Genomic DNA, 12,280 nt, shown 5'->3' on the forward strand with positions numbered 1-12,280 from the left:
GCCTTATTTTACCCAGACGTGAGAGAACAGCATGTGGCTGAGAAGCGTCGAGTAGTAATTCCCAAGCCTCTTTGACACAAAGTCGATTGTCTTCATCTGGATCATGGGGGCCCCGGGCATTTGCCTCATGATCTCATGGCCAGCGTCCTGCCAGATCGGTGCTGCTAAAGCTGGATCTGTCTGGGTTTTGGCGCGCTCAAAAAGAGACTGAACATGCTGGTCACAAAAGCCGGTAAAGTTCGGAGAAATGGCTGAATTCGGATGGTAATTATCGCATCCAAACAGATCATCGAGAAACGTCGATGCTGAGGGATAATCTGCAAACCAGTAAGACAGACTAATCTGCACATGGTTGGCTGTATTCTGTTCGTAGGACTCTGCCAGTCCAGCTGTTATGGGACGGAGTTGTGCCTTGAAACCGATCTGCTGAAGTATATTTCGCAGATATGTTCCCATCCCAAGCTCAACGGCCCGGTTGGGAACCACCAGCGTTACGGTCGCCCCCTCTTCACCGGCCTCACGCACAAGCTTTCTGGCTCTCTGCAGGTCCTGTGGGCATGAAAGGCCAAGATCAGCACCTGGAATGCCGTGTGGGACCATCTGGCAGAGGGGTTCGGAAATCGCGCCACCACCGAACAAAATCGTCATGGCATGCCGGTTCACAGCCATACTGACAGCCTGACGAACCCGCTGATCTGTGAACGGCTTTTCATGCACATTCATGGCCAGATAATACAGCCCCAGCAGCGGCTCTATATGAACCTGTGAGGTGTATTTCGCGCCGAGCTCACCCAATCGGTCAGAGGGCTTGGCATCGAGCATCCAGTCATATTGGCCCTGCTCGACCGCAGTAATCTGCGCCTCGTCAGAGAGACCAAAATTATACTCGATCCGGTCAGCAAATCCGTCTGTCTGGGCCTGTGGGTTCCAGACATGAAAGTAGGAGTTTCGTTCCAGCACAATGCCATGCTCGGGATCGTAATGCGTGATCCGATAAGGCCCTGTGCCCGGCACGGTCTCATTCCCCACATCGTGCACAGACACTGACACAGGCAGAATAACTGCGTGAGGGAACGCAAGCTTATAGAGAAACTCTCCATCCGGATGAGCTAGATGGAATACGATTGTTCCGTCTGAATGCCCTTCCACACCCGGCAACGTGCAGTGGTCCGGCGCATCCAGGCACTCTTTCGCACCGACAACCCCACCGTAGAATGACGCGGCCGTCGGGCTGCCGACCCGATAGATCCGACGAAAAGACGCAACCACGTCTTCAACACGAACCGGCGATCCATCCGAAAACTTCAGACCGGACCGTAAATGGAGTGTCCATGTCAGCCCATCAGGGCTGATAGTCGGCATGGCGTCCGCAAGATCGGGAACGACCTCCAGCCCGGTAGGGCCACGCGCCTCTCTAAACGTCAGCAGAGGATCGTACATATTGACGAACACCTGCATGTACTGCGTGCCGTAATTAACCTGCGGGTCTAACGTCCCGCCGGGACCATCCGCGGTGAGCCGAAGCGTTCCACCCCGGTGCGGGCTGCCCAGCGTCTGCCCGTTCCAGTCTGGAGGCGTCTGCTCCTGAGCAAACGCCGCCCCGGCCACGCCAAGTGAAAGAGCGAGGAGAAAGGCCGGGACACGCATTGCCATTTAGCGCTTTGACAGCTGACGAAGGCGGGCAATCAACGCATCTGCATCGCCAGTCGCATCGATCGTGCCAGCATAACGGGCACTTGGATCCATGATAACGATCCGCGGGGCCGGAACGTAATGGTCACCCTCTTTCTGATCCGGAGCATGATACTCAGCCGTCATGGCCTTGATCATGTTCGGCGTACCCGTGAACGGCATCACATGGGGAGCAACCGGAATTACATAGTTTCTGAGGGCTTCGTTTTCATCAAACGGGTCCAGAGACACCGCAAGCGGAGAGACACGGACGCCTTCTGCATGAAGGGCCTGATACGCCTGCTCCATGCTTTTCAGCACCGGCTGGCAGCGATCTTCCGGGCAGTTGGTGTCAAAGAACCACACCAGAACCCAGGTCCCGTGGAAGTCTCCTTCCGTGACCGTGCTTTCTCCAAGGGAATCAAGACGGAAGCTACCGCCCACTTCATTTCCGTTAGACTGTACCAGCAGCCCCGGTCCACCGTGAGAGGCCAACTGGAAGCCGACCCCGGCCAGAACTGCCGCAACTGCCAGTACCCCCCAGATGATGCGATTGCTGATCCGCTTGCGGCGTTCGTGTTGGGTTTCCATGGTCGTTCAGTCTCTCAGTGTGCGTCAGCCCAGCTCGGGCCAATACCGGTTTCAACCTCAAGTGCCACGTCCAGCTTTGCGGCACTTCCCATTTCCTGACGGACGAAATCCGCCAATGCCTGCGCATCCTGCTCCTGAACTTCGAAGAGCAGTTCATCATGCACCTGAAGCAGCATCTGCGCTTTCAGGCCCGTCTCAGGAAGCTTCCTCGCCAGACGGACCATGGCGCGCTTGATGATGTCAGCGGCACCGCCCTGAAGTGGCGCGTTGATCGCCTGACGTTCGGCATAGGAACGGCGAGCGCCGTTCTTGTCCTTGATGCCCGGCACATAACAGCGGCGACCAAACGGCGTCAGAACATAGCCATGCTCTTTTGCCTCTTCCTTGGTGCGGTCCATATAGGCGCGAATACCGGGATAGCGGGCAAAATACGCATCAATATAAGAGCGTGCTTCACCCGGCGAAATCTGAAGTTGACGCCCCAGACCGAACGCTGAAATCCCGTAAATAATGCCGAAGTTGATGGCCTTGGCCCGGCGACGGGTCAGCGGGTCCATGCCTTCAATGGGAATACCAAACACTTCGGAGGCCGTGCGGGCATGAATGTCCTGCCCAAGATGGAACGCCTCCAGCAAAGGCTCGATCTTCGCCACATGGGCCAGAAGTCGCAGTTCGATCTGGCTGTAATCCGCAGACACCAGAACATGCCCCGGAGCCGCCACGAAAGCCTTACGGATCAGCGCGCCTTCTTCCGTACGGATCGGAATGTTCTGAAGGTTAGGCTCATTGGAAGACAGACGCCCAGTGGTCGTAATGGCCATCTGGAAGGACGTGTGAACGCGCTGCGTCCCCTGATCCATCTGCTCAACCAGCGCATCGGCATAAGTGGATTTCAGCTTGGCTAACTGACGCCATGACAGGATTTTCTGCGGCAGGTCATGTCCCTGCTCCGCCAGTCCCTCAAGGACAGAGGAATCCGTCCCCCAAGAGCCGCTTTTGGTCCGCTTCCCACCCGGAAGCTCCATTTCATCGAACAGGATCTCACCAAGCTGCTTGGGAGAACCAACATTGAAACTGCGCCCAACCTGCTCGTGAATATCCTTCTCTATCACTGCCATACGCGTTTCAAAATCGGCCGACATACGCCGCAGTTCGACGGCATCCACCTTGATGCCGACGTCTTCCATATCCGTCAGAACTTCAATCAGAGGCCGCTCGATTTCCTCATACAGAGCCAGTGACTGACGAAGACGTAACTGAGGACGCAGAACCTGCCACAGCCGCAGCGTGACATCGGCATCTTCCGCCGCATACGCTGTCGCCTGATCCAGCGGCACTTCAGCGAACGGAATGCGCTTACGCCCCGTTCCCGTTACAGAATCATAAGTGATCGGCGTATGCCCCAGATGAAGCTGGGAGAGCTCATCCATACCCTGCCCGTGCTCACCCGCAGACTGCGCATAGGAAATAAGCATCGTATCGTCGATCGGCGTTATTTCAGGCAGTCCAGCCTTGCGGAACACCGTCAGATCATATTTGGCGTTCTGGAAGATTTTCAGAACCGACGCATCCCGCATCAGCGGGGCAAGACGCTCCAGCGTTGCAGCACGATCAAGCTGCCGATCTGTCGGCTGATCGTCCGGCCCATCCTGCAACAGGTCCCGCTTGCCCTCATGCAGGAACGGCACGTAGCAGGCCTTGCCCGACGCGACAGAGAGCGACAACCCGACCATATTGGCCTGACGGGCATTGAGGCTGTCCGTCTCCGTATCAACGGCGACGACCCCAGCCGTTCGCGCCTCGGCAATCCACCGATCCAGCGTCTCGAAATCCGTAACTGTCTCGTATGGTCCATAAGACGCTTCAGAGAGCGTCACGGTCGGTGCTTCACCCTCCGCTGGCGCTGCCTTGGGACGAGGCGTGGGCCTTGGCTTTGCCGCCAACCCCAAACCCATACGCTGGATCGTGGAATGGAAGCCCATCGTGTCGAGCCAGTCCCGGAGCGTTTCTTGAACCGGCTCACGGCACCCCAGTTCCTCAATCGGCTGGGGCAATGGCACATCATCCGCCAGCAAAACTAGCTTGCGGGACATCCGGGCGGCATCCGCAAATTCAATCAGGTTCTGGCGGCGCTTGGAGGCTTTCATGCCCTCCGCAGCATCCAGAACCTTTTCCAGCGTCCCATATTCATTAATGAGCTGGGCTGCGCCCTTCGCGCCGATGCCCGGCACCCCCGGCACGTTATCGGTAGAGTCCCCCATCAGGGCCTGAACATCGACAACCTGATCTGGCCGCACACCGAACTTGGCCTCAACCTCAGCTTCCCGAATCGGCTTCTGCTTCATCGGGTCCATCAGCTCCACGCCAGGACAGATCAACTGCATCAGATCCTTATCCGACGAGATGATCGTGCATCGCCCGCCCTGCTCCACAACAGCCTTGGCATAGCTCGCGATCAGATCGTCCGCTTCCCAGCCCGCCAGTTCGATCGAAGGCACATTGAACGCCGCCGTCGCATCCCGGATCAGACCAAACTGCGGGCGCAGGTCTTCTGGCGGTTCTGGACGATGCGCCTTGTATTGAGGATAAATCTCGTTGCGGAACGTCTGACGACCAGCATCGAAAATGACGGCCAGATGCGTGCCGACATGATCGCGCAGGAGGCGTGTCAGCATATTCGTGAAGCCATAAACCGCATTGACCGGCACGCCGTCCGGGCTGCTCATAGGCGGGAGGGCATGGAATGCACGGAAAATGAACCCAGACCCGTCAACCAGAACCAGATGAGGCGTTTCAGACGGCACGAATATCTCCCTTCTCGCCCGGAAGGGCCGGACGTTCTAAAATCTTCGCGATGATAGGCTCATTCCCATCCGTTTCAAACCGCCTGTGGCGTCTTTCCTGCACCGTGGCCTGCTTTACGGCCTGCACGCTGCTTCTTGGTGCCTGCACGCACCGGCCAATGCCCGACCTGCATCCGACAGCGAAAGAAACAGCCCTCATCCCCCCGGATGTGACGCTCAGCATGTCCGATGGCGCTCGCATTCCTTTAAGAATTTATCCCGCAATACACCCATTGAAGGCCGTTGTTCTGGCCCTTCATGGCTTTGGAGACAGCCGGGATGCGTGGGAATTCTTTGCACCGCCCCTGAGCGCGGCCGGCATCGAAATCGTCGCCCCAGACCAGCGCGGGTTCGGCGCCACACAGGACGCAGGTGGCTGGAGCAAGACGGCGCGCATGGTTCAGGACACGCGGGAAGAGCTTACGTGGCTCCGCAGGCGTTATCCCAACGTGCCTCTTTATGTCATGGGCGAGAGCATGGGTGGAGCCGTCGCCCTGCTCCTTGCGACCGAGCCGCCACCAGAACTGTCCGGAACCATTCTTCTCGCACCAGCCATCATGAAGCTCGGTGAGCCCTGGCAGGCCGTTCTGGATGGTATCGATACAGTCGCGCCCCACTGGAAACTGGATGGATCAGCCGTTCCCGGAGAACGCGTGGCGAGCGATAACATCCGTGCCCTGCGACGCATGTATTTTGACCCGCTGACCCAGCATAGTTCAACCATTCATCCGCTTTTTGGCCTGACCCACCTCATGGCAGCAGCTTTTGACGACGCACCACGAGTCAGAACACCCATGCTTATGATTTTCGGTGGTCGGGACCAGTTCGTTCTTCCGCCTTACACAGCACGTCTGTTGCAACGCCTTTCCGGCTCAGTACGACTGGATGAATTTCCGACGGCCCACCACTTGATGAGCCGGGATAAACGGATGACAGCACAGGACGTCACCTCATGGATTTTGACGCCCGAAAGCGCCCTCCCATCTGGCGGAGACGTGGCGGCAGCTCTCTGGAAAGCCACCGCGCAACCTTGAACAAACAAAATTCTACTAAGGGCTTGGCAAGCCTATCCTGAACCGTCTATTGGAAACCCGACGGACCCGTAGCTCAGCTGGATAGAGCGTTGCCCTCCGAAGGCAAAGGTCACGCGTTCGAATCGCGTCGGGTCCACCACAAATCTCAGAAATCGCTATTTCCCGCCAGTTTTCGGCAGGTTTGACACTTTCGAAGACAGGTTTGGCATTTCGCCTCAACCTTGACATTGCCGAACGTGCCAATTCAACCGGCTCGGCGGCCCGCGTATAGCGCGCTACTTCGGCCAAACTCCCAAGCCCTGTGATGGCGACGATCTGGTGCATTGTACAGCCAGCCTCCGGGCCTGCGCCTTGCGAAGACCATGCGGATTGCATCCGGACAAAGGCCGCACCTGAGAGCACCAGTTAATAAACTGATTGTAGAAGGTGTTCGCGGACATCGAGCGACGCTGCGCCGTATAAAAACAGCAAAACCACCGTCTGTGTACTCGTGGAAAACTCCACCAAGACGAGTTCTGGCAATAGCCAAAATAACAGGTATGCCACCCCAAAAAGCTACGACCAGATCTATATGAAGGTTCGACATGAGCATTCTGCATACCCTCAAGGGTAAGCTCCGCTCATGCCACCGTCAGCAAGATGCAGTCCTGCTTGTAATCCTTAGTGCATCTCGCTTTCAGGCTTTTGGAGAAGCACCTGCGCAGCGTCGAGCAGATCGCGTCCTAGTTCAGCCGCCGTCTGAGGCGAAAGCGAGAACTGTTCAAGTTTATCACCAGCCGGATAGTGTTCAGGGGATGTGGCAGCTTTTACCTGAAGCACCACAGCGCCGTCCTGAATTACAACCGCACGGAAGCCCGTTACGCTCGAAATATCGAGGTTTCCGTCTTCCTTCAGTTTCCATTCGTCAGCCATGTGTCTTTGCTCCGTTTTATAGTGAGGCGCGCAAGATGGCCGATCGCAGTGCGAGGGTGAAGCCATGAATCATGCCCCTGCCCTCAAGACAGCCACGCAACTGGCCGTCCGTGCGATTGGCGGCATTGATGCCGCAGCAGCAGTCACACGCGTTGGCCGTGCACGGATCTCGGAATATCAGAACCGCAATTCCGCCACGACAGCCCCGGTAGACGTGGCGATTGTGCTGGATGAGTTCGCCTAGGAACCATTCATCCTACAGGCGATGGCACATGAATTGGGCTATCATCTGACGCCGGTTCAGCTTGGCCACGGCGATGTGGCCGAAATCATGGATAGACGTCGCCGACAAGGCTAACGAAACCGTGAAGACGACCACTCGCGTTTTGGCAGACGGCATTGTCACGGTCGAAGAAGCCCACAAACTGGGCCATGAGCTGACGAAGCTTCGTCGTGTAGTGGACAATGCTTTGAAAATCGTTCGCGGATTGGAAAAGGCAGGAGCTTCCAAATAACGCTCCAGATCCCTGCCACATTTGATCGGAACAACATCCCGACCATGACGTTTCTGAAGGTACTACCTGCAGAACAGCGCGGCGTGTTCCGCATTGGTGGCCGCGCACTGGATGACGCTCAGGTGGCGCAGATGGCGTGTGAACACGTCGATGTACTGCTGCAGCGTTGTACTGCCTGAATTCGAATTCATACGGTTCATCCTGCGTGGTGAGGATGGCGTGCTCTATAGCCCTCGCTTGGCAGAACGTCAGATCCGCCGCTAGGAACGCGCTCAGACCCGCGCAGCCGAGCGCTACGAACGCACGACATGCCCGGATGCTAAGACTGAAGATCTGGACCGCTGCCGAGGCACGCCGCGCCCGCGAAGTTGAAGCCAAGCGCAAGCGAGAACAGGCATGAGCCACAATCCCGACGATTACATGAAGGATTCCGCTGGACGCCTTGTCCCGCGTGCGAACGTGAAACCGGAAGACCTGCTCCCGGACGAACTGGTCAAGAAGCTCTTCGAGCGTGCCCGCGACATTCGTGAACTGCGCCAGTTTCGTGAGGATGCGGACAGCGGCATCCGGGCTTTTCTGGACCTTCTGGCTGAACAGTATGGAGCCAAGAAAGGCGGTGCGAAGGGCAAACTGACACTCTCGACCTATGACGACTGCGAGCTCGTGACCATCGCCATCACTGGCACCATCACGGTCGGTCCTGAACTCCAGATTACCGAGCAACTCGAGATTGTCGCCGGCACCCGGCGCAGAAATATCGCATCTGAAGGATAGGAGAAAACAGGCGCGAAAAAGGTGCGAAACCCATGAGACATTAGGTCCAATTCAGCTCTGTAGAAAATGGGCCCATAATGCCTGCAACAAATCGCGTATGGATCACTTCCAAAGCCGGCGATGGGACTTTCGGCCCCGCTTTCAGCGCTTTTACCGCCTTTTTTTGACCTTTCTTCTAGTTGGTATGAAGCACTCTTCCATCAAGTAAGATTTGGCATAATTATTTTTTATATGAAACTGTCTGTTACTTTTTGTCGGGTTGAGAAATAAGTGCCGAGCCTACAGCTCGAGTCACAGTATGAAGATGCTTACATCTCCCCTTCAGTTCGCTCCGTCGTCTCTCCCCTCAGAGCATTCGATTTTTCATGAAAACTGGTGGCTTTCGGCGGCTACTGATGACCAATGCGACAGAATTGAAATTAAAAACAACGGCGCAATTGTTTCTGATTTCAGTTTTTACAAAAAAACGCATTTCGGAATGAAGTATATCATCCCACCGCCCTACACGCGTACTTTAGGGCCTCGGTTTTTTCTTCCTGCCTCAAAAGCGTTTCGTCGATCTCAAAAAATAAGAAACATCGTTTCTGAGCTCATAGAAGCCCTGCCAAAATACGATCATCTGAAAATCAGTCTGGACCCGTCAGACGAGGCTGCCTTCGCATTTTCTATATCCGGGTTACAAATCAGAAATGCTTTTACATTCCGGGTCGACAAAAATACCTCCCCCTGTGTTGTTCTCGAACAATGCGATCAGAAAACGAGAAATCTCATTCGTTCAGCAGCACAAAAACTAGATGTTGTTCAGGGTACAGATATTGAAGACTTCATCCAGATGTCTTTGATTGACCAGCCACACTCGAAAAACAGTCACGATTTTCCAAGAATGACTAAGATTTTTGAGGCTTGCTTATTACGTAATCAAACATGCGTCTTAAGTGCGTATAGTGAGAAAAATCAGAGGGTGTCTTCGTGTGTTCTGATCTGGGACGATAAAAATCTCTATTTCTGGCAATCCGCGCGCGACCGTTCCTTTTCCACGCCAGGCGCGAACATGCTCCTAATCTGGGAAGCCCTGAAACTCTCAGCGTCCAAAAACCTGACTTTTGATTTTGATAGTTTTGCATCTGTTCGTGCTGCAAAAATGCTTGCCAGCTTCGGTCAACCTCCCGTTATCAGACCACAGGTCATCGGATCTTCAGTTCGGTATCAATGGGAGCGTGCTGCCAATTCAACTCTTATTTTTCTAAGAGATAGCTGGAAAAATAAATTGGCATCCTGAAGTCCGGGAATGAACACTCGAGATCAAGATTTAGGTTTGACACCCAACGTTTTACGCGTTGCTTGTCCACGATAGAAATTTGATGGTTTGACCCGATAAGAAACTGTTTTTAGGAACTTTATCTAGTACGTCGGGTCCACCACCAACTTCAGAAATCGCCGTCTTAAACCGAGTGAGTTTTCCTGAGGAGAACAACGGCGCTGCGTTCTTAATGGAACACGCTCCAAAGACCATAACGCGGCCTGCCCAGCATAATTCTGGACAGGCCTCGAAAAGGTTCAAGCGGCAGTGCGGGCCGTAACACCCAGACGGAAGCCTTCTTTCTTCAGCGCCTGAATGGATGCTTCAGAATACTTGGCAACCAGCGGCGTTACGTTACCCGGTGCGCACCAGAAGCCCAGCGTCACGGCGACATTGGCCGGACGAGGCAGAAACGAAACAGATGGCGCGGGCGTCTTGAGAACCAGAGCGTCATTTTCAAACAGCCCCAGAAGCAGTGCACGAGCCTTGTCGATATCGTCGTTGTAATCAATCAGCAGACTGACCGACGCCAGAAGTCGCTCTGACTGCGAGCTGTTGATGACAACATTGTTCGAGAGCGTCCCGTTCGGCACATAGACGATGTCATTGCTGGCATCCTGCAGCACGGTGCGGAACATCTCGATCGAAACAACCGTTCCGGTATTACCCGCTGCGGTAATGGAATCACCGACCTTGAACGGACGGAACAGCAGGATCAGCACGCCACCCGCAAAGTTGGCAAGACTGCCCTGAAGCGCCATGCCAACAGCCAGGCCAGCCGCGCCCAGAACTGCGACGAAGGACGTCGTTGCAATGCCAACCATCGAAGCAACGCTGATCAGCAGAAGCGCCTTCAGCAGCAGCCCGACGACACTGAGCAGAAATCCCCGGAGAGTCGGCTCAATGTTGCTGGCCGCCATCATGCGGCCCATGCCGCGCGTGATCATGTTGATGATGGACCAACCCACCAACAGCACGATAATCGCCAGAACAAGCTGCCCGACGTAACTCAGAAGAGTGGGAAGCCAGCCATAAAACTGTCCCCACAATGTATTAACGTGATTTTCCATGAACCCCTCTGTCGCTCGTTCAGTTGGCACAGCCGTGCCTACAGATGGATCACAGGGTAGTGGGCTTCCATGGGCGGCTTCAAGTCTGGCTTGAAAAGTTGGTCGCCTCTTAATTCACAAATCATCCGGCTCAGAAGGTGCCCGCAGGCGAAGGACAGGAATTCCCATCACGTTCGAGCGAGAGGCGCGTCTGTAGCCCTATGTCACGGTTCCAGAGCACGCGGCGAACGTTGAGGCCCTTGTACGACAACATTTCGTCGTGCCGGGCGATCCCGGCCGCAAGGGATGGCCGCTGCCCGAACCTGGAGAGAAGCCATGTCTGACGAAAACAGAGGGGTCGTTTATCTTGGCCCCAATCATGTTGAAGTCCAGCGGATCGACGACCCCAGAATGGAAACACCCGATGGCCGGAAAATTGACCACGGCGTCATTCTCAAGGTCGTCTCCACCAATATCTGCGGCTCCGACCAGCATATGGTCCGAGGCCGCACAACAGCGCCATCCGGGCTGGTGCTCGGTCACGAAATTACTGGCGAAGTCATCGAAACCGGGTCCGATGTCGAAATGGTCCGCAAGGGCGATCTGGTCTCCGTTCCCTTTAACGTCGCGTGTGGGCGATGCCGATGCTGCCGGGAACAGCACACGGGCGTATGCCTGACGGTCAATTCCAGCCGCGCGGGCGGAGCCTATGGGTACGTGGATATGGGTGGCTGGGTTGGCGGACAGGCCCGCTACGTCATGGTTCCTTATGCCGATTTCAATCTGCTGCGCTTTCCTGACAAGGCTCAGGCCCTTGAGCGCATCAGAGACCTCACAATGCTGACCGATATTCTCCCCACTGGCTTTCATGGCGCCATCAATGCCAAAGTCGGTGTGGGTTCAACGGTCTACATTGCGGGCGCCGGGCCAGTCGGTATGGCCGCAGCAGCATCGGCACGCATTCTTGGGGCTGCTGTTGTCATGATCGGCGATTTCAATCCTGAGCGCCTCGCCCACGCGAAGGCGGTCGGGTTTGAACCCATCAACCTCCAGAACCACGACAGGCTTGGAGACCTCATCGAACAGGTCATCGGAACACCAGAAGTCGACAGCTTCATTGATGCCGTCGGTTTCGAAGCCAAGGGATATGACGGAAAGGAACAACCAGCAGTCATTCTCAATCAGGCCATGGAAGTCACCCGTCCAGCCGGTGCCATCGGTATTCCGGGCCTGTATGTGACGGAAGATCCGGGCGCTCATGAAGCTGCGGCGCAGAAAGGCAACCTGACACTCCGACTGGGTCAGGGCTGGGCCAAAAGTCAGTCATTCCACACCGGGCAAACACCTGTTCTGAGGTATAACCGGCAACTGATGCAGGCCATTCTGCATGGACGCCTGCCCATCGCAGATATCGTCAACGCCACCGTGATTTCACTGGAAGACGCACCACGCGGCTACCATGATTTCGATAACGGCGCGCCGCGCAAGTTCGTTCTCGATCCTCACGGGTTGCTGAAAAACGCAGCCTGACTCCTGCTTTGTGTCATGATCTGTTCCCCTTCGGGTCATGACAACAGGAAATGCGACTCTT

General features: G+C 55.6%; 12 protein-coding genes and 1 tRNA gene. 8 read left to right on the plus strand and 5 right to left on the minus strand.

The features are described from left to right. Positions 1–3: 3 nt before the first annotated feature. Genes M2305_RS02750 through polA form a run of 3 tightly spaced genes read right to left on the minus strand, consistent with a single transcriptional unit; the run spans position 4 to position 5,066 of the window. Positions 4–1,653, minus strand: coding sequence for an ABC transporter substrate-binding protein (locus M2305_RS02750; RefSeq protein WP_264648510.1), 1,650 nt, complete (start codon positions 1,651–1,653; stop codon positions 4–6). Continuing rightward, positions 1,654–2,262, minus strand: coding sequence for an SCO family protein (locus M2305_RS02755; RefSeq protein WP_264648511.1), 609 nt, complete (start codon positions 2,260–2,262; stop codon positions 1,654–1,656). Positions 2,263–2,276: 14 nt separating this feature from the next. After that, positions 2,277–5,066, minus strand: coding sequence for a DNA polymerase I (gene polA / locus M2305_RS02760; protein ID WP_264648512.1), 2,790 nt, complete (start codon positions 5,064–5,066; stop codon positions 2,277–2,279). 50 nt (positions 5,067–5,116) lie between these two features. On the opposite strand from polA, the gene M2305_RS02765 reads away from it, so the two are divergent. Further along, positions 5,117–6,139 (plus strand): alpha/beta hydrolase, encoded by a 1,023-nt coding sequence (locus M2305_RS02765; protein WP_264648513.1) that lies wholly within the window; start codon positions 5,117–5,119, stop codon positions 6,137–6,139. Between the two features lie 62 nt (positions 6,140–6,201). After that, positions 6,202–6,278 (plus strand) — tRNA-Arg (locus M2305_RS02770). A 521-nt stretch (positions 6,279–6,799) separates the two neighbouring features. On the opposite strand, the gene M2305_RS02775 is transcribed toward M2305_RS02770, so the two are convergent. Then, entirely contained in the window at positions 6,800–7,051 is a 252-nt protein-coding gene (locus M2305_RS02775) for a hypothetical protein (RefSeq protein WP_211500030.1), read from the minus strand. A 64-nt stretch (positions 7,052–7,115) separates the two neighbouring features. On the opposite strand from M2305_RS02775, the gene M2305_RS02780 reads away from it, so the two are divergent. From M2305_RS02780 to M2305_RS02800, 5 genes are all read left to right on the plus strand, one after another. Further along, a complete protein-coding gene (locus M2305_RS02780; protein WP_264648514.1) occupies positions 7,116–7,295 on the plus strand; it encodes a hypothetical protein in 180 nt (59 codons plus the stop codon). Positions 7,296–7,416: 121 nt separating this feature from the next. Beyond that, positions 7,417–7,566 carry a hypothetical protein gene (locus tag M2305_RS02785; protein WP_264648515.1) on the plus strand — a complete coding sequence of 50 codons (150 nt, stop codon included), beginning with the start codon at positions 7,417–7,419 and terminating at the stop codon, positions 7,564–7,566. Positions 7,567–7,610: 44 nt separating this feature from the next. Beyond that, positions 7,611–7,745 (plus strand): hypothetical protein, encoded by a 135-nt coding sequence (locus M2305_RS02790; RefSeq protein ID WP_264648516.1) that lies wholly within the window; start codon positions 7,611–7,613, stop codon positions 7,743–7,745. Between the two features lie 217 nt (positions 7,746–7,962). Next, positions 7,963–8,340, plus strand: a complete 378-nt coding sequence (locus M2305_RS02795; RefSeq protein WP_264648517.1) for a DUF3164 family protein — start codon at positions 7,963–7,965, stop codon at positions 8,338–8,340. A gap of 298 nt (positions 8,341–8,638) precedes the next feature. Continuing rightward, complete coding sequence (locus tag M2305_RS02800) at positions 8,639–9,619, plus strand: GNAT family N-acetyltransferase (protein ID WP_264648518.1); 981 nt, start codon at positions 8,639–8,641, stop codon at positions 9,617–9,619. Between the two features lie 278 nt (positions 9,620–9,897). On the opposite strand, the gene M2305_RS02805 is transcribed toward M2305_RS02800, so the two are convergent. Beyond that, positions 9,898–10,710: a mechanosensitive ion channel family protein gene (locus M2305_RS02805; RefSeq protein ID WP_211500028.1), complete on the minus strand. Its 813-nt coding sequence runs from the start codon at positions 10,708–10,710 to the stop codon at positions 9,898–9,900. 315 nt (positions 10,711–11,025) lie between these two features. Between M2305_RS02805 and fdhA the strand changes: the two genes are divergently transcribed. Next, positions 11,026–12,219: a formaldehyde dehydrogenase, glutathione-independent gene (gene fdhA / locus M2305_RS02810; RefSeq protein WP_264648519.1), complete on the plus strand. Its 1,194-nt coding sequence runs from the start codon at positions 11,026–11,028 to the stop codon at positions 12,217–12,219. Positions 12,220–12,280 lie beyond the last annotated feature (61 nt).

This window comes from Gluconobacter cerinus, from assembly GCF_025961355.1.
Classification (GTDB): domain Bacteria; phylum Pseudomonadota; class Alphaproteobacteria; order Acetobacterales; family Acetobacteraceae; genus Gluconobacter; species Gluconobacter cerinus.